The organism is Helicobacter pylori (assembly GCF_014496965.1).
In the GTDB taxonomy this organism is placed as follows: Bacteria; Campylobacterota; Campylobacteria; order Campylobacterales; family Helicobacteraceae; genus Helicobacter; species Helicobacter pylori_CZ.
Genome location: NZ_JACTCR010000009.1, coordinates 28,507 through 47,285, shown reverse-complemented (window position 1 = coordinate 47,285; position 18,779 = coordinate 28,507). Strand labels below are relative to the sequence as shown.

At 40.7% G+C, this 18,779-nt stretch carries 13 protein-coding genes and 1 pseudogene; 1 reads left to right on the top strand and 13 read right to left on the bottom strand.

The window, feature by feature from the left end; genetic code table 11:
• Positions 1–7 precede the first annotated feature (7 nt).
• The 7 genes from H7O61_RS04650 to rplU all read right to left on the bottom strand — a co-directional run bounded on the left by H7O61_RS04650 (position 8) and on the right by rplU (position 5,918).
• Positions 8–814, bottom strand: coding sequence for an ABC transporter ATP-binding protein (locus H7O61_RS04650; RefSeq protein WP_000770471.1), 807 nt, complete (start codon positions 812–814; stop codon positions 8–10).
• The gene (locus tag H7O61_RS04645; RefSeq protein WP_000599866.1) at positions 811–1,674 is read right to left on the bottom strand and encodes an ABC transporter ATP-binding protein; all 864 of its coding nucleotides are present in this window, start codon (positions 1,672–1,674) and stop codon (positions 811–813) included. The genes H7O61_RS04650 and H7O61_RS04645 overlap by 4 nt, the downstream gene beginning before the upstream one ends.
• Positions 1,675–1,685: 11 nt before the next feature.
• Positions 1,686–2,543, bottom strand: coding sequence for an ABC transporter permease (locus H7O61_RS04640; RefSeq protein WP_187875285.1), 858 nt, complete (start codon positions 2,541–2,543; stop codon positions 1,686–1,688).
• Positions 2,543–3,547 (bottom strand): ABC transporter permease, encoded by a 1,005-nt coding sequence (locus H7O61_RS04635; RefSeq protein ID WP_187875284.1) that lies wholly within the window; start codon positions 3,545–3,547, stop codon positions 2,543–2,545. The genes H7O61_RS04640 and H7O61_RS04635 overlap by 1 nt, the downstream gene beginning before the upstream one ends.
• Positions 3,548–3,557: 10 nt before the next feature.
• Complete coding sequence (locus tag H7O61_RS04630; RefSeq protein ID WP_187875283.1) at positions 3,558–5,207, bottom strand: ABC transporter substrate-binding protein; 1,650 nt, start codon at positions 5,205–5,207, stop codon at positions 3,558–3,560.
• A gap of 116 nt (positions 5,208–5,323) precedes the next feature.
• A complete protein-coding gene (gene rpmA, locus H7O61_RS04625) occupies positions 5,324–5,590 on the bottom strand; it encodes a 50S ribosomal protein L27 (protein WP_000940606.1) in 267 nt (88 codons plus the stop codon).
• 13 nt (positions 5,591–5,603) lie between these two features.
• Entirely contained in the window at positions 5,604–5,918 is a 315-nt protein-coding gene (gene rplU, locus H7O61_RS04620) for a 50S ribosomal protein L21 (protein WP_000119333.1), read from the bottom strand.
• 241 nt (positions 5,919–6,159) lie between these two features.
• On the opposite strand from rplU, the gene flgL reads away from it, so the two are divergent.
• Positions 6,160–8,646, top strand: coding sequence for a flagellar hook-associated protein FlgL (gene flgL, locus H7O61_RS04615; protein ID WP_187875282.1), 2,487 nt, complete (start codon positions 6,160–6,162; stop codon positions 8,644–8,646).
• Positions 8,647–8,971: 325 nt separating this feature from the next.
• Here flgL and H7O61_RS04610 read toward each other — a convergent pair whose 3' ends face one another.
• From H7O61_RS04610 to imaA, 6 genes and pseudogenes are all read right to left on the bottom strand, one after another.
• Positions 8,972–9,991, bottom strand: coding sequence for an aliphatic amidase (locus H7O61_RS04610; protein ID WP_001215714.1), 1,020 nt, complete (start codon positions 9,989–9,991; stop codon positions 8,972–8,974).
• A gap of 125 nt (positions 9,992–10,116) precedes the next feature.
• Complete coding sequence (locus tag H7O61_RS04605) at positions 10,117–11,820, bottom strand: bifunctional chorismate-binding protein/class IV aminotransferase (RefSeq protein WP_187875281.1); 1,704 nt, start codon at positions 11,818–11,820, stop codon at positions 10,117–10,119.
• On the bottom strand, positions 11,821–12,693 hold the full coding sequence (locus H7O61_RS04600) for a DUF2156 domain-containing protein (protein ID WP_165519323.1): 873 nt from the start codon (positions 12,691–12,693) through the stop codon (positions 11,821–11,823). It abuts the gene before it with no gap.
• A 12-nt stretch (positions 12,694–12,705) separates the two neighbouring features.
• A complete protein-coding gene (locus H7O61_RS04595) occupies positions 12,706–13,008 on the bottom strand; it encodes a chorismate mutase (protein ID WP_079338972.1) in 303 nt (100 codons plus the stop codon).
• Between the two features lie 4 nt (positions 13,009–13,012).
• Positions 13,013–14,230 carry a diaminopimelate decarboxylase gene (gene lysA / locus H7O61_RS04590; RefSeq protein ID WP_187875280.1) on the bottom strand — a complete coding sequence of 406 codons (1,218 nt, stop codon included), beginning with the start codon at positions 14,228–14,230 and terminating at the stop codon, positions 13,013–13,015.
• Positions 14,231–14,277: 47 nt separating this feature from the next.
• Positions 14,278–18,715, bottom strand: a pseudogene (gene imaA / locus H7O61_RS04585) (immunomodulatory autotransporter protein ImaA); the annotation flags it as partial.
• Positions 18,716–18,779: the final 64 nt, after the last annotated feature.

Here is an 18,779-nt window from a genome sequence, read left to right as displayed (position 1 = left end):
CTTTCTTTTATTCAGCAAACCTTTGCATGGATTTTTCCAAATGCGGCACCGCATTGAGTAATTTCTGCGTATAAGGGTGCTTTGGAGCGCTTATCACGCTATCCACATCCCCGGTTTCTACGATTTGCCCTTGATTCATTACGATGATTTTATCGCTAATATGCTCCACCACCCCTAAATCATGGCTGATAAAAATATAAGTCAGCCCCATTTCTTTTTGCAAATCCAAGAGCAAATTCAACACTTGCGCTTGAATGGACACGTCTAACGCAGACACAGGCTCATCGCAAATCACCACGCTAGGATGCAAAATGAGCGCCCTAGCAATGCCGATTCGTTGCCTTTGACCGCCTGAAAATTGGTGAGGGTAACGATCGATCCATTCTAATTTCAAGCCCACCTTTTGCATGATCTCTAGCACTTTTGTTTTGATTTCTTTTTTTGAAAAATGAGAATTTAACAGCAAGGGTTCAGCGATGATCTCGCCCACTTTCCACCTTGGGTTCAGGCTAGAATAAGGGTCTTGGAAAATCATTTGCACCTTTTTGCGGTAATCAAACCAATCCTGTTTGCTAAAATGCAAATGACGCTTGCCATTGAAATAAATCGCCCCACTATCTTGCCTTTCAATCCCGGCTAAAATTTTGGCTGTCGTGCTTTTCCCGCAACCGCTCTCCCCCACAATGCTTAAAACTTCATTTTGTTCCACTTCAAAACTGATCCCATTGAGCGCATGGATCACTCTTTTAGGCTTGAATAACCCCCTGTCTATCGCATAGGATTTTTTCAATTCTTTAATTTCTAAGAGCTTCATCGCAACTCCTTTGGAAAACTCAAATAATCTATATTTTCATCCACGGTTTCTAAGCGTTTTTTGCGGTATTCTTTGCCCGGTTTAGGGATCGCGCTTAAAAGAGCTTTCGTATAAGGGTGTCTTGGATCAGCAAAAAGCTCTTTCGCACTCGCTTGCTCCACCACATGCCCTTTATACATCACCACCACTTCATCAGCGATTTGCGCCACCACGCCTAAATCATGGGTGATAAACAAAATAGAAGTACCTTTTTTTTGCTGCAATTCCTTCATCAATTCTAAAATCTGCGCTTGAATGGTTACATCTAACGCTGTCGTCGGCTCATCAGCGATCAAGATTTCAGGCTCACACACCATAGCCATAGCGATCATCACCCTTTGGCGCTGCCCCCCGCTGAGATTGAAAGGGTATTCATGGTATTTATCCCCGGCATGGGGAATGCCTACGCGCTCTAACTCATAGACCACCCTTTCTAATCGTTCTTTTTTATTAAGGCTTGGGTGGTGGATTTTCAACACTTCATTGATTTGAAACCCCACCGTGTAGGAAGGGTTTAGGCTCGTCATAGGCTCTTGAAAGATCATGCCAATTTTCTTTCCCCTAATTTCTTTTTGCATCTGTTTTTCTTTGAGTTGCAACAAATCCTGCCCTAAAAATTGAATGCTCCCCCCAACAATTTTCCCGGGCTTTTCAATAAGCCCTAAAATAGAAAGCGAAGTGATACTCTTCCCGCTCCCGCTCTCCCCTACAATGCAGAGCGTTTGAGACTTTTTCAAGCCAAAACTCACGCCATCCACCGCTTTATTCACGCCCTTATCGGTGAAAAAATAAGTTTTTAAGTCTTTAACTTCTAAAATCATGCAAGCTCCTTTTAAGAGGCGCGTTTAGGATCTAAAGCGTCCATGATGCCATCGCCTACCAGATTAAAACTCATAACCGTTAAAAAAATCATCACCCCAGGGAAAACAAGCATCCAAGGAGCGGTAGCGATATATTGCATGGAGTTCATCAGCATCGCTCCCCATTCGGGTTTGGGAGGTTGCGCCCCAAGACCTAAGAAGCTCAGCGCGGCCGCTTCTAAAACCGTGGAAGCAAACCCCATTGTAACTTGCACGATCAAAGGGATAATGCAATTAGGGAAAATCACCTTACACATCAAACGAAGATGCGAAGAGCCATTGATCTTAGAAGCGATCACATATTCTTTTTCTTTTTCGCTTAACACGGAACTGCGCACCAATCGTGCAAATCCAGGAATCCCTACAAACCCAATAGCGAGCATGGCGTTAGTGAGTGAAGGCCCTAACACCGCAACCACAATGACGATCAATAAAATAGAGGGCAAGGCGAACATAATATCCATGATGCGCATGATAATTGCATCTGTTTTCCCCCCAAAATACCCCGCTATCAGCCCTAGTATCGTGCCAAAAAAGACCGCAATCCCCATAGACACAATCCCTATGGTTAAAGAAATCCTAGCCCCATAGATCAAGCGGCTCAAAATATCGCGCCCCAAATCATCGGTGCCTAAAAGGTATTTAGCATTCCCCCCATGCTCCCATATAGGCTTTAAAAGGCGATCTTGCGCGTTTTGCACATAAGGATCATGCGGGGCTAAAAGGGGCGCAAAAATAGCGCAAATTACCAATAAAAGCACAATCCATGCCCCAACGACCGCTGCCTTATTTTTTTTGAATTGTTGGATAAATTCTCTAAAAGACTCCATTATGACAACCTTATTCTAGGATCAATAAAAGCGTATAAAATATCCACTAAGAGATTAGCCCCAATATACATCATGGCAATAATCAAAGACATGGACTGGATAATCGGGAAATCGCGCTGGTTGAGTGCATTAACGATCCACTTACCAATCCCAGGCCATGAGAAAACCGTTTCAGTTATCATGCTCCCCCCTAAAAGCCCGGCCAACATCAAGCCTGCGATAGTCGTTACAGGGATTAAAGCGTTACGCAAAGTGTGCACAAAAATCACCCTAAAGGAGCTACACCCCTTAGCTTTAGCGGTGCGCACATAATCTTCTTTAGACACTTCTGCCATGCTCGCGCGAGTCATCCTCGCAATAACAGCGGTAGAAACCGTGGCTAACACAATGCTAGGCAAAATCAAGTGCCTAATCGTATCCACAAACGCCCCATAATCCCTTGCGATCAGGCTGTCTATCAAATAAAGACCTGTAGGGCCATCTAAATAATACACATCGCTCAAACGCCCAAAAACAGGCAACCACCCCAATTGCACGCTAAAGATATAAATCAGCATAAGCCCTAGCCAAAACACGGGCATAGAAATCCCGGCTAAAGCGAAAGTCATGCTGGAATAGTCAAACACGCTATAGCGTTTGATCGCGGCTAACACGCCAACACTAATACCCAAAATAAGAGCCATAAACAAAGCGATCAAAGCTAATTCCACCGTAGCCGGGAAGCGTTGCCAAAACTCATGCATCACAGGCTCACCGGTCATGATAGAAGTGCCAAAATTGCCATGCAACACGTTATTGATAAAGAAAAAATACTGCTCTATCAAGGGCTTATTCAAGCCAAATTGTTCCCTTAAAGCGTCAATAGCGGCTTGATTGGCCTTTTCGCCTAAAATCACTAACGCCGGATCTCCTGGCACTAAATGCACCATCATAAACACAATGATACTCACTCCAAACAGCGTGGGGATCGCCCACAAAATACGCTTAATGATAAAACTCAGCATACAACCCCTTTTACTTTTCTAAATACACCTTAAAGAAGCGATTCACGCTCACTCCGGTCGTCTTATAACCCTTAACTTTAGACAAATGCGGCACCACCGAATAAGGGTAGGCTAAAGGGACATAGGGTGCATCTTTATGGATAATTTCTTGAGCCTTTAAATAAAGGGCTTCCCTCTCCTTTTGATCCGAAACCCGTTTAGCCTTTATGAGCAGATCGGAAAAGGCGTCGCTCTTATAAAAGGAACCATTTTGAGTGGGTATAGCTGAGGCGGCTTGCTTGCTCCATAAGGTGTATAAGAAATTATCCGGATCCGCAATGTCTGCCATCCAGCCTGCAAACGCCATTTCATGCTCGCCCAGACCCGTTCTTTTCAAATAAGCCCCCCACTCATACACTTCAATTTTCACATCAATGCCGATTTTAGCCAGGCTCGCTTGTATGAATACCGCTCCTTTTGGGTTACGGGTGGAAGTGGTAAAAATAGTGGTTTTAAAGCCGTTAGGATAGCCCGCTTGTTTCAGTAACTCCTTAGCCTTTTTCAAATCGTATTCGTAGGGTTTGATGTTGTAGTTATAACCCCATATGGTGGGCGGGAAGGGATTGACCATTTTTTGGGCAAAGCCTTCATAAATCACCTTAATGTAATCATCAACATTGATCGCATGGTTGATGGCTAAACGCACTAAAGGGTTGTTAAAATACTTTTTTTGCGTGTTTAATGAAAGCCAACTCGCCAACAACCCAGGGCTTTTATCCACCACGACATTAGGAAGTTTTTCTAACTGCTCCACTTCATTGAGATTAGGCCCGGTCATGAGCATGATTTCACCGGTGCGCAACGCCAAAGCGCGAGTGGAAGAATTAGGAATGGTGCGCACCACCACCTTATCCAAATAAGCTTTAGGCCCCCAATAATCCTGATTTTTTAAAAGAATGATTTTTTCATCTTTATTCCACAAAAAGAATTTGAAAGGCCCTGTCCCAACAGGTTTTTTAGCCAACTCGTCTTTTTTATTATTTTGTTCTAAATAATCAGCGTAATCCTTACTCAAAATGCTCAAAAAATCCATGCCTAAATTAGCTAAAAACGGGGCTTCTGGCCCATTAAGCGTGAATCTAATGGTATAGTCATCTAAAGCTTCAATGCTCTTAATAATATGAGACATGCCCATGCCTTCCCAATACTTATAGCTTTTAGCCCCCGGGCTATAGTATCGTTTAGCCTTATCCATTTGGCGCTCAAACGAAAACAGCACGTCTTTAGCGCTAAACTCTACTTTTTTATTCCAATACTTCGTTTGGTGGAAATAAACCCCTTTGCGTAAATGAAAGGTATATACAAGACCATCTGGGGATATTTCCCAGCTTGTCGCTAATCCGGGTTCAATTTCTGTCGTGCCGTATTTGAATTGCACGAGCGTGTCATAAATATTGCCCGTCGCCACATAGCTTTCGCCATCAGTTACTAAGGCCGGATCCATGCTTGAGCCATCAGCGCCTCTAGCAAAAACTAAAACGCCTCCAAAACGCTTTTGTTCTTCAACAGAAACATTTTCTTTAGATGGATTAAGAGTGGCGTTTGGGTTTTCTGAAGCTTTCAAAAAAGACCCAAACAATAAAAGAAAAAAAAACAAACCCTTAACAAAAACATTATTCATAAGCTAATCTCCACAACAAATTCTATAAAGGATAGAGATCTAAATTATAAATATTTTATGGTGTTTATAGGCATTTAACAAACACCCAAAGGTTTAATTAACCTTTAAAGGTTACCCTACTCCCCAAAATTCCCACTAACTACAGAAACCTTTTTGCGGCTTCTGTCTTTATGCTCAAACTTCACAACGCCATCTATGAGCGCGTATAAGGTATGGTCTTTCCCCATGCCCACATTATTACCGGGATGGATTTTAGTGCCTCTTTGGCGTACGATAATATTCCCTGCTCTCACAAATTCTGAGCCAAATTTTTTCACGCCTAAGCGTCTTCCTGCAGAATCTCTGTTATTCTGCGTGCTCCCTTGACCTTTCTTGTGTGCCATTGTTTAATACTCCTTATGCTACAATTTTAGTGATTCTCACACGAGTGAAATCTCTTCTAAAACCACGCTTGGTTTTGCTGTCTTTTCGGCGGCGTTTTTTGAAAGTGATGACTTTTTTGCCGCGCCCTTCATTGATCACTTCCGCTTCAATTTTAGCCCCATTCACAAAGGGTTTCCCAAAAGAGAGCTTGCCCTCTTTAGATACGGCTAACACTTCCACTAATTCCACTAAAGCCTTAGGCTCTTTATTCATTTTATCCAGTAAAACAATATCGCCCTCAACGACTTTATATTGCTTACCGCCATGCTTGAATATTGCGTATGACATTTCTATTCCTTAAAAATTGAACGCTCTTTTTAAAATAAACGCTTATTATAGTGAGTATTTGCTAAAATTTAACTTTAAATTGAGTTTAAATTCACATTAAAAGAATTTTTTTACTCAAAAACACCCCATTTAACCCGCCATTATTACCCCGCATTGCCCCACTCAAACCATTCGCAATTGCTATTAACTTGTTTTGGAATACTTTTAGCTTGTTTGTTAAAAAACCAATAAGGATTTGATCATGCGCGTTACCTTCGGCTCAAAATACAACCAAATGAATAACTACCAAAACGCTTTACAAAATAAAATCAACGACGCTAACACACAGATCGCTTCAGGGTTAAAAATCCGTTATGGTTATCAAAACAGCGACATTAACAACCAGAATTTAAAATTCCAATACGAAGAAAACACCTTGGATCAAGGCATTGATGTGGCTCAAAACGCTTACACTTCAACGCTCAATACCGACAAAGCCTTGCAAGAATTTTCTAAAACGATGGAGGCGTTTAAAACCAAACTCATCCAATCCGCTAACGATGTGCATTCAGAGACTTCTCGCGCCGCTATCGCTAACGATTTAGAACGCTTGAGAGAGCATATGATGAATGTCGCTAACACCTCCATAGGGGGGGAATTTTTATTTGGGGGCAGTAAGGTGGATAGACCCCCCATTGATAGTAATGGGAAATACCATGGCAATGGCGAAGATTTAAACGCGCTAATCAGCTCTGATAACCTTGTGCCTTATAATATCAGCGGGCAAGATTTGTTTTTAGGCACGGATAAAGACAAACACAAGATCGTTACCACCAACATTAAATTATTCAATCAAAACAAGCTCCACCCTGATGTGATGGACGCTTTAGAGCATTCTTCATTGCCTGAAGAAGTTTTTATTAAACCCGGTGATACCTTGCGAGAACTCATCGGCGATAACGATAAAGACCCCACTAATGACCCTAAAGAGTTTTTTTATTTGCAAGGCGTTAGGCCTGATGGCTCTAGTTTTAAAGAAAAATTCGCGCTCTCTAAAGCCTATCAAAACCAAGAAAGCGCGACTAAAGTGAGCGATTTGTTGGATAAAATCGGGCATGCTTACGGGAACACTTCGCAAAATAAAGTCGTGGATGTGAGTTTGAACAATTGGGGGCAAATTGAGATTAAAAACCTAACGCCCGGCAGTGAAAATTTGGATTTTCATTTGATTTCTAGCGATGGGGATTTTGACGATTTAGACGCTTTGCGTTCGAGCGGAAAAAGGGTTACTGAATACGTCAAAAGCGCGTTTGTAACGGATAGGAGCTTGAGCCAAGTTAAAGCGGTGCCTAACATGTATAATCCCAAGGTGCTTGAAATCCCTAGCGTGTTTGTCACTAAAGACAATGTTTTAGCCAACAAAAACACTAAATTGAGCGAGATTTTTGGCGATAAGGTGGAAACTTTAAAAATCAATGCCAGCCGTTTGGACGATACAAGCGCTATTAAAATCCCAAACCTCCCTATTTATTTGGATATTCCCATTCTTTTAGATGTGAAAAATTCTACGATTAAAGATTTGAAAGACGCGATTAAAGAACGCTTTAATAATGAAGTGGATGTGGAAATTGAAACAAACGGGCGTTTGAGGATTATTGACAATTCTTCTAAAGAATCGCCTATTTCTTTTGCCTTAAGCACCCTGGATCAAAAAGGGCTAGAAGTGGCTGGTATCCCTACTAATAACGCGAGCGAATACCAAAAAACCTATTTCAATAAAGAAGGGGCAAAATTAGAAAGCAATGTGGCTCAAATCGCTCAAAATGGCGCGGCTAATGGCTCTACTAAACTGAGTGAAGTCTCTAAGGGGAGTTTAGAAAATAGCGTTTTTAACATGAAATTAAACGATGTGAATGGTTCGTTTTTAGAAGCGCAAATAAATTTGGATTCTAATGGGGCTTTTTTGAGTTTACCTAATGGCGTTAAAATCCCGCTTTATGACCCCACAACCGCTGATATTCAAGCGTCTAAACCCAATGAAGTCACTTACAGGCAACTCATGGATGCGATGAGTATCGCGCTCAATTACAGCAACACTGACCCTGCAATCTACCAACAAATCAGCGACAACCCCACTTCAAAAGAAAGCAAGGAGCGCTTTATTGGATTGTTAAAACAAGCTAAAGACAACCTTTCTGTTAATTTGAATGAAGAGGGTAAAGTCATTATCCAAGACAACATGCATTCAAACACCAAAATGCAGTTCATGCTTTTTGATAAAGACGCGAATGATTTTTCTCAAAACGCCTTGCACAGCGACAAACCAAGCCTTAAATTAAACGCTAATAACGCCCTAATTATTGACAAGCCAAGCGTGAATTTTTTTGATCAATTAGAAAATATTATCACTTCTGTAAGAAAGGGGATTTATCGCCCGGACGCTTTAGGGGATACTTATTCTAGCGACATGCGTAATTTAGGCATTCAAAACGGCATCACCCTTATAGATCACTTGAGCGATCACATAGAAAAAATGATCGCTAAAAACGGCGCTCATGGTAAGGCGTTTGAAAACATTATCAGGCGCAATGAAGTTTTAAAAACGCAAGTTCAAAGCATTCGTGGGGAAACGACCGGCACGGATATGGCAGAAACTTATAACAAGTTTTCCAATCTCACTAACAATTATAACGCCGTTTTGGCTTCCACGAACAAAATCAATAATCTGTCTTTAACGAAGTATTTGTAATCTTTTGGTGGTTTTTAAGCGTTCTATTGAAGAGAAAAATAAATTAAAGGCTTTGTTCTATTAAGCATAAACAAGCCTTATAATGGGATTTTGGTTATTTTGCTTTAAGCTCATTTTCTTAAGGGGATAGGGGGTATTTTGAATACTTCCTCTACAGCTCCCAACTAAATCCCCCAACCCCAAAAGAACGCATTACAAGAAAATACCACCCAACTAGCGTCAAGCTTTTTTATATCTATTATTGTAAAAAACGCTTTTTAGCATTTTTTAAATTTTTACCCTCTTATCGCTTTAAAGCATCTACAAAACCCCCTCCCCTTATCCTTTATTTCGTGGGCAAATCGCCTACAGGACAAGCGGCCACACCCACGCTTGGGCGAGTGAATTTTTCTACATTTTCTTGAGCTTTTTTGGGGTCATTCACCCAAGTTTTATAGAACTCAAAAGGGCATTCCGCCACACCCTTATCCCCATCGCCACTAGCAAAAACCCCACTATAACCTCTGTGTAAGAGTTTGAAGAGTTGGTTTTGGCTTTGGTCGTATTTCCTCGCATCACGGATTTGTTGCACAGAAAGTTGAGCGTATTGAAGACCATTTTCTTCTTCCCCGCATTCGCCCAAAGTATGCCCGTCAAAACCAATAATGCTAGAATGCCCGAAATAGGAATACACCCCATCAAAGCCGGTCGCATTCGCTACCGCTACATAACATTGATTAGCCCACGCCATGGCTTTCACTATCGCAATTTGTTGCTCCTTAGCCGGATACATGTAACCTTGACAGCGCACAATAAGCTCTGCCCCACGCATCGCGCAATCGCGCCAAATTTCAGGGTAGTTCCCATCATCGCAGATAATCAAAGAAACTTTCAAGCCCTTAGGCCCATCAACCACATAGGTTTTATCCCCAGGATACCAGCATTCAATAGGGCACCAAGGCAAGATTTTGCGGTATTTTTGCACGATCTCACCCTTATCATTGACAAGAATCAAAGTGTTATAGGGATTCTTTTTAGCCTGCTCATGTTTTTCCCCTGTCAAAGAGAACACTCCCCAAACCTTGTTTTTCTTACAAGCCTCAGCAAGGATTGCGGTTTCTTCTCCAGGAACGCTCGCTGCGGTGTCAAACATCTCTTGTCTGTCATACATGATCCCATGCGTGCTGTATTCAGGGAAAATAATCAAATCCAACCCAGGCAAACCCTGTTTGACCCCACCAATCACTTTAGCGATATTGCGACAATTCTCTAACACCTGTTCTTTAGTGTGGAGTCTAGGCATCTTATAATTAACTACCGCTACACCCACAGTATCGGGGCTACTACTAATATCTCCATGTCTCATGTTATGTTCCTTATTTTTTTGATGAGAGTTCCTAAAAACCCTCTATTGAATTTATAAAATACTTGTGTAAACGGATTTATAATGAATATAAAAACTTTAATCATTATAATTATTATGGGTGAGTTTTAACTTTTTTGCTCCATTGGGTAACATGTTATTCCCACCTCCACTAAGCCATATAAAGCATTAATGCAATAGATTTTAGCCGCTCTTTGCAAGTCTTGTAATTTTAAAGGGGCATGCTCAACAAGACCCTTTTTTAAAAGCCCCACAACACCCGTCCCGTTTAACGCGCCCGCGCTGAAATAAGGGGTTAAAAGCTTGTTGTGGATTTCTAAAATAAGGTTGCTCCTAGCGCCCTCAGTGAGTTCCAAGTCCTGGTTATAAAAGATTTCATCAAACATAACGCCTTTTTTAATGAGCGCTCGAGCCTTTTGATAAAAAGGGGCGTAAGTGGTTTTGTGGTATAAAAAATCATTGTGTTTGTCAATGGGGGCTTCGCTCAAACGGATTTCTAGGCTTTTTAAAGGCTCTAAGGTTCTGTATTCTTTAATGAGCTTGCCCTTTTTGTTGAGTAAAACCCTTAAAACCCCTTCTTTTTCCAATTCAAAGTCTAAAAGATTCTCATCGTATTTAAAGTTAAAATATTGAGCACTACTAATAAGGCGTTCTTTATGGGCGTTTTTATTGTTAATCTCTAATTTTTGATCCCTTTTGATAACTTTCATCGTCTCTATAATCTCAAATTCTATTTTGGGCATCACAAAAAAGGATTTTAAAAAGCTCTCTTCATATTCCTTTAGTGCTTTACTTTGATAAGTTACCCCACTCCCTACCCCTAAATGCAAAAAATCTTCGTGCGTTCTTTTTTCTAAAGTGCGGATAGGCACGCTAAAAAGGGCTTTTTTTTCTCCAACCATGCCTATCGCCCCGCAATACACCCCCCTAGGGCGTTTTTCTAAATATTCAATGATTTGCATGGTTTTTATTTTAGGGCATCCGGTCACAGAGCCGCAAGGGAACAACGCCTTAAAAATCTCAAACAAGCTTGTTTTTAGGGGCAATTGAGCTTCAATCTCGCTTATCATTTGATACACGCTCGGCAAGCTGATGATTTCAAACAATTGATTGACTTTCACGCTGTTTTTTAAGGCTAAACGGCTCAAATCGTTACGCAGTAAATCCACAATCATCACATTTTCACTTCTGTTTTTGTCATCATTTTGCAAAAACAATCGGTTTTTTTCATCTATTAAGGGGTTTTTTGAGCGAGCGATCGTGCCTTTCATGGGTTTTGTAATAATCTTAATCGCTGTGTCTAAAAACTCTAATTCAAAAAACAATTCCGGCGAAAAGCTTAAAATACTCCTAAACTCATTTTCTATCAAAGCCTTAAAAGGCGTGTTTTGGTTGTGTATCACTTCCTTAAAAACGCGCTTTGGTTTGGCTTTAGTGTTTAAAAATAAATCCATCGTGAGATTCACTTGATAGGTATCGCCGTTTTTGAGATGCTCTTTAACGGCTTTAAACTGCTTGAAATAAGTTTTTTGATCTAAAGGGCTGTGGATTTTAGGGTAAAACGCATGCTCTTTTAAAGGCTCTAAAGAATATTTTTTTCTTTCTAAAAATTGTTCAAAATACAAAAAAGGGGTTTGGCTTTGAAAATTTTCATCTAAAAACGCTAAACGCGCTTCATACAAAAGATACCCCACAAAATACCCCCTCCCCCTATTTTGAGAGATAAAATCCAGGGCATTTTTAAGCTCATTAAGATTAGTGGCTGTGAGTTTTTTAACGCTTTTTTGATATTTAAAATCCCCAAAAATCATTTAATTTTTAGCAACGGCTTCGTATTTGTCTATCAAAAACACCGGGTTATAGCTCATTTTAGACCTTCTTAAGCCCTCTAATCCCAGATCTTCTTCTCTGTTAGCGTAAGTTAGATGGCTAAATTCATTCAAAAGCAATTGCTGGTTGATGATTTGATACGCGCCTGCAATATCTGTGCGGGCTTTTTCAATGTGGATGAGTGCGGTCTCTTCGTTTAAAACTTCCCCAAAACTAAACGAGGCTATTTCCCCATTAACCCTAATAAGCCCCCCCTTTAAATCCAAGCTTTCATAATTTTCTAAAACGCTTTGAATGCCCTTATTTTCATTGATAAGCCCTAGATCATCGGTCTGGCTTTCTAAAAACCACTCTTTAGAGGCTTCTAAAACTTCCTTTCTGTTTTGAGGAGAAATTTTTTCATAAACAAAATTCGCATGATTGGTTAAAAACTGGTTTAAGTGGTTTTTTTTCTTATGGTATTTTTTCCCTTTGAGCGCGATCAATTCTTCAATAGAATAAACATAATCGCTCCTGTCTCGGTTGTAAGTGAAATCAAACACCCCTACAAAATTGTCTTTCAAATCGTCTTTTTGCTCTAAAGTCAGGGAGTGGAATCTTAAATTTTTTTCTAATTTCAAAAGCTCTTTCACGCATTCAAACGCATTCTTACCGATAGGATAGAAATAAAAGGGTTTTTGGTTTTCATAAGTGGTTTGAATCACCAAGCAATCCCTAATCACAGCCACTTGAATGAGCCTTGCATGCTGCCATAAGAAGCAATTGGTAAAACTCACATCCGATAAAACGATTTTTTGAGTTTGTAAAAACCTTGAAAACAAGTCCTTATGCTCTAGGGTAATTTCTTCAAACATGGCAACTCTCTTTTATTTTTTTAACTCTTTCAGGGCGTTTTCTTGAAAATTTCTAGAAATCTTAAAAATTTCTGCATAAAAACTTGCAAGGATTTCTCCATTCAAATGCTTGAAATCCCTTTGGCTGAGTCGTTTTAAAATCTCTTGTTCTCTTTTAGGGCAATAAATGGGGCTTTCTTGGGGGCTTTCTTGTTTGGCAAGAGCGATTTTTAGAGCGATTCCTAGGCGTTTGTCTAAAAGATCGCTCAATTCATTATCCAACACATCAATTTCAGCCCTTAAATTTTCTAAAAGACTATCCAAATTCTTTTGCATCTAATCAAACCCCTTTTAAGCCTTCTATTTCCAAACGCCACAAATCTTCTAAAGCCTCTCTTTTTCTAATCACTCTGATTTTGTGATCTTCTAGGGCTAATTCTAAGAGTTTGGGGCGCGAATTGTATTGACTGGCCATGCTAGAGCCATAAGCCCCAACCTTTTCTATGGCTAATTTATCGCCCGGCTCTAATTCTGGCAAATTGGCGTCTTTTAAAAAAGTGTCGCTGCTCTCACACACAGGCCCTACCACATCGCAAGGCGAAATCTCACGCCCCCCACAAGGCGTTATGACCCTTATAGCGTGCTTAGCATGATACAAACTGGGGCGTAAAAAATCATTCATGCCCGCATCCACAACCACAAAGCGCTTGTTTTGAGCCTTTTTTTCATACAAAACCTGCGTGATCAATTCCCCACTCTCAGCCACGATCGAGCGGCCCGGCTCACAAATAATGGTCAAATCCAAGCCTTGAAGCGAATTTAAAATCCCTTGCGCGTAATCATAAAGCTTGATAGTCTCTTCATTTTCATAGCTCACACCAATGCCTCCGCCCGCATCAAAAAAGCGCAAATCAATCCCTAAAGCGATCAAAGATTTAGCGATTTTAGCCACCTTTTGACTCGCTTCTATAATCGGCTCTAAATCTAAGAGCTGCGATCCGATATGAAAATGCACGCTAACAGGCTCTAAAAACGCGCTTTTTTTAGCCCAAAGAAACATTTCTAAAGCTTCTTTTTCTCCCACGCCGAACTTATTTTCTTTCAAACCGGTAGAAATATAGGGGTGCGTTTTAGCGTCAATGTTAGGGTTGATTCGAATGGAAATCCTAGCCTTTATCCCTAAAGATTGAGCGATTGTTTCAATCGTTTTTAATTCCATAAAACTTTCCACATTCAAAAATAAAATGTTGAGTTTTAGGGCTTGCTCTATTTCAAATCCGCTCTTACCCACCCCGCTAAACACGATTTTATAAGGCTTGATCCCGGCTTTTAAAGCCCTTTGTATCTCACCTATGGAAACGCAATCTGCCCCACTCCCTAAATGTGCCAATAAGGAGAGGATACTCAAATTAGAATTCGCCTTTAAAGCGTAGCAAATCAAAGATTTACGCCCCTTAAACGCTTCTTTATAATTCAAAAAAGCCTGTTTGATCTTGTCAAAATCATAGAGATAAAAAGGGGTTTTATAAGTTTGAAACAGCTCTTCATAATTAAACATAGAAAAACCTAACCATAAAATTTGAACGAAGCATTATAGCAAAAAAGCTAAAACGCTACTCGCATGCCCACATTCCCAATGATATTAAGATCTTGGTATTGCAAGCCCATTTTAAGCCCCACCCCCGCATTCACATACATCAAACGCCACAAATGCATTTCGCCTCCTGTGATCACGCTCGCAAAAGTGTTAAAAACTTCCCCCTTGCGGTACAATAAAGTGTTTTCACCCACAAAACGCACCATATTGTCGCCTTTAGCTTTGATCAAAAGATCCCTGCCCAACCTCGCCGTTACAAAATAATAGGAATTTTTACCAAAATATTTACGGCTCTCTAGTCCCATGTTAAGCGTTAAAACCGATTCGTTAGAAGGGTTTGAATGCATGACGAATTGTTGGTAAGCTGGATTTTGCATTTTGCCTTTCATCCCGCTCAAGCCTATGAAATGATAGCTCAAGCCCACTTGAGGTTTTAGCACCACGCTTTTTTGTTTGAACATGAAATCATAGCCGTAATTCCCGTTCACGCTTGTTGTCCAGGTGTTGTAGTTGTAGCGTTGGTTTAACACAGAGAGCAAAGAATTAGAAGAATTGATATGACTCGCATTGCCTCCATAAGTTTCATTCGCGCTCAAAGTGAATTCGTTTCTTTTTAAAAAAGCCCTCGCATACATCCCCACATCCACATTATTACCCAAAGAACGCATGATGTTCCCATTAAAGTCGCTATAGCCATAAGCCACATAACCCCCAAGGATCACGTTTTTAACCAACCGGTCATAGCCCACATTCAAGCCATAAAGCGTGCCATTGCCCCCAGAAATAAAGCTCGCTCCCCCCACCCCTTGAATCCAAAGGTTATTGGGGTGTTTATTGGGTTGAGAATATTTGACAAAAACCTCACTAGGGTTAGGATCGCTAAAACGCTTGTTTTTAAGCTCTAACAAAGAAAAATCAGACTCTCCCTCTCTAGCCCTAAAATCAGAGAGTTTGGTTAAACGGCTGGTTTGTTGGGTGTAACTCGCCAATTCTAAAAGATTGGTAGCGTTATCCCTAAAATTAGGGTTAGAAATCAAGCTTGCGGTGTTTTGAAGATCTTTTGTTACGCCTAAGATTTCATTTAAAGAGTGGTTTTTTAAATAAATCGGCGCAAAAAGCGGGTTTTCTTTGGTTTTTATCATCAATGTTGAAAGCCAATTGATAGCGCTATTCCCCCCTATCGCTTCAATTTGATTGAGCGCGCTTTGTCCTTGAATGCCCACAATGTAATCCTGTAAGGTGGGAGGGGTAAAATCCATCGCTTTATTGCCATAAGACATTTTAATCTGGTTGTGAAGGACAGAAAGGCTTAAAATGTTGTTTGGAGAAGCGTTATTTGAATGAGGTAACGCTACGCTCAATAATAACCCCTTATCTTGCAACAAAACCCGTTGGCCCAAATAAGTCAATACGCCGTTTTTTTCCTCTATGTGGTTTCCGTTGATATTGATTAAGGTATAGAGCTTCAAATACGATTGCAAGCTGTTAGGGTTGATGTTGTAATTGATGTAACGGCTGCTTTTCAATAAAGTGTAAGTTCCGCCATTAGCCACGCTGACATTCATAAAAGGCGTTTGGGTGGTGTTGAGGTTAATGATCCCCTCTGCTTGAATGAGTGGATTTACAGGCGTTTGAGAATTTTCTAAATTAAAATGTATCGCCCCAAAGTTATTCAACGCCCCCCCTACTTCTAACCCATAAATCCCAGTGCTTAAAGAAGCGTTTGAAGCGATTACTAAATTTTGAAGCACCTCTATTTTTTGCGTGGCGTTGTTGTTAAACGCTCCTTGAATGTTTAAGTTATTCGTTACAAAGCTAGCGTTTTTCTCTAACACCGCTTGGTTGGAAATCGTGAGGTTGTTGGCTTGGAATTGAGCGTTATTGTAAAGATACAGGTTTTTAATATTTGCAGAGTCTTTAATCTTTGAAAAATCAACCACCCCATTAGCGTAAATATTGCCTGAAAAATTGAAATCATTCGCCGTAACCATCAAGCTCTCATCGTTATCATTTAAGGCGATTGGCGCGTTATTTGACGCATTGCTAGAAGAAGCGCCATTCGCACTTTGGGCGCTAAGCGCGCAAGGGTTTGTGGCACTAGCTGTCGTTGGAGTGCTTTGTTGCGCGCAACTAGCGTTGATAAACAGATTGCCTTGAGACACAGAAATATTGTTACTACCGGCATTAATCTTAAGGCCGTTGCTGGCATCAAGCGTGGTGATGCTAATGTTAGAAACTTGATTGGACAACAAGTTGAGCGTTCCAGAATGGTTAGTGAAAGCGATGTGGTTGTTTCCGGCAAAAATGAGCGAATTTCCTGCGTTAAAAGAAAGCGCGCCTCCATTAGCGTTAGAGAAAGTGGAATTTTGCACAAAAACATTGCCTTGCGCGTTGAAACTAAAATCCCCTTTTTGCCACACTTGACTCAAGCCATAGGGAGCGAAAAGCCCCTTTTTACCAAGATTAGGGATCAAATCCCCCAAACCTTGTTCATAAATAGGCCCTAAGCCTTTAGCCGCTAGGACTTTGTCTAAAACGCTTTTAATCTGCTGGTTTTGCAACAAGCTTTCTAAAGAATTGAGCGTGTCTTGGCCTAAAAATTCGCCAATCATTTGCTTGCCTAAAGCCACTACATCGTTTTGTAAAGCCTTGCTCGGTTTGACAATATCTTGCAGCATCACGCTTATCACTTGCCCTATATCGTTAGCGGAAATAAAGCCAGTGATCTGATTGAACAACCCTTTTTTACTCAATAAATCATTGATGGACATGCTCCCTATAAGCTTTTCAGGGTTTTGCAAATCAATGCCCCCTAGTCCGGCTAATCCCCCCACTAACCCAGTCCAAAAGCCTAATTTTTTGTCTGATCAAATCCTTAATCGCCGTGTTCAAACCGCTATCGTTCATGAGGTTATCAAAGTTATTCTGCCCCAAAAGCTGGCTTAGGGTTTGATTTTTTTGCTCAGGCGTTAAATACCCCCCAATCACGCTACCACTCCCTAGCGTATTTACTATCAAATTCCCTAATCCCCCGGCTTTATTGATGGATTGCATCGCCACTTCGCCCAAAATATTAGCGAGCCCGGCTTGATTGAAAACCTTATTGATGCCCTCTTGGCCTAGCATGCTAAAAATCCCATCGGTTTGCGAGCTTACGATATTCGCTTGGTTGAGAATGAGCGAAGTTTGGCTGTTAAAAGTTACGCTAGCGCTCCCCCCAGTCCCCCATGCGTTCCCGCTCCCTAAAGTGCCGGTAAGATAAATTTCTTTAGCGTTAAAAGTCGTGTCAATATAGCCCAAATCAGCCGAGCTGGACTCCAAAAGCTGCCCTAAATAAGTGCCTCTAAATTTTTGGCACACAATATCAGTGTAATCGCAAGGTGTTTGATAGCCCAAGCCCCCAAAAACCACCGCGCTATTGGTGTTTGTTTGCCCTATTTTAGTCGCTCCTATAATCAAAGCGCCATTATTGAAATTTTGCACCACCGAATTGTTTGCGTTATCAATCAACTCGTTAATGTTTTTCCAGTCGCTAGGGGTGATGAGTTTGGTAAGCTGGTTTAGCGCATTAGAGTTCAAATCGTTCAAACTTGAAAGAGAAAAATCATTCCCTAAAATCTTTTTGATTTCAGGGTAGAGTTTGAGCGCCATTTGCCCTAACGCTTTGATATTACTGAAATTATAGCCCTTGTTATAGACGTGTAACGCGCTAATAGGGTTGCCTTGCGCGTTATAGGTTTGCGAGATGACAGAAGACTCAGAGGTTATATTGTTATTTTTCGTGGTGTTATTGCTGCCGCTGGCTTGATAGGATTGGTTTGGGTTGTAATAGCCTTTCACGCTACTCGTGAGGTAAAACACGCCTTGTGCGTCATCGCTATAAGAATACACGCCATTAGCGTTGTTATAAACCTTTTGGTAGTTAAAGATTTCAGAGCCAATGTTATAGAGCGTGTTTTTAATGCCCGGGATTTGAGAGAGCGTAACGCTCAGTTGGTTATTTTTAAAGCTCTCGGTGATTTTTAGGGCGTTATTAAGGGGGTTAGTGAAACTATAAGTTTGGTTAGTAGCATCATAGATCCCATCATTGATGCGCATGCCAAAGAAGCTGATACGCTCATACCAATTACTATTCATGTCCGCTTGAATGATGTTATACACACGATTTTTATTATCGTTCAGATCGCTTAATAAATCAATGTTAGCGATATTCAAGCTCCCTTGATCGCTAAAAACAAGCTGGCTGTTTTTCAAATTCAGCACACTGTTATTGTTAGGGTTTAAGAGGTTGCCTCCCAAACTCAAGGGTGCTTTAATGTTAAGGGCTTGATGGAAAGTGATCGGGCTTTGAGAAAAAGCGTTATCATAGAAATTAAACGCCGTGTTAGAGGTGATAGCGCTAGAGCCTTGAAAATCTAAAGAAGAGTTATTGCTTAAATTAAACTTTTTCATTTAAACGCTACCTTCTCATTTCCTAGATGGTAGCCAAAAACTCTCTCATTTGATTAAA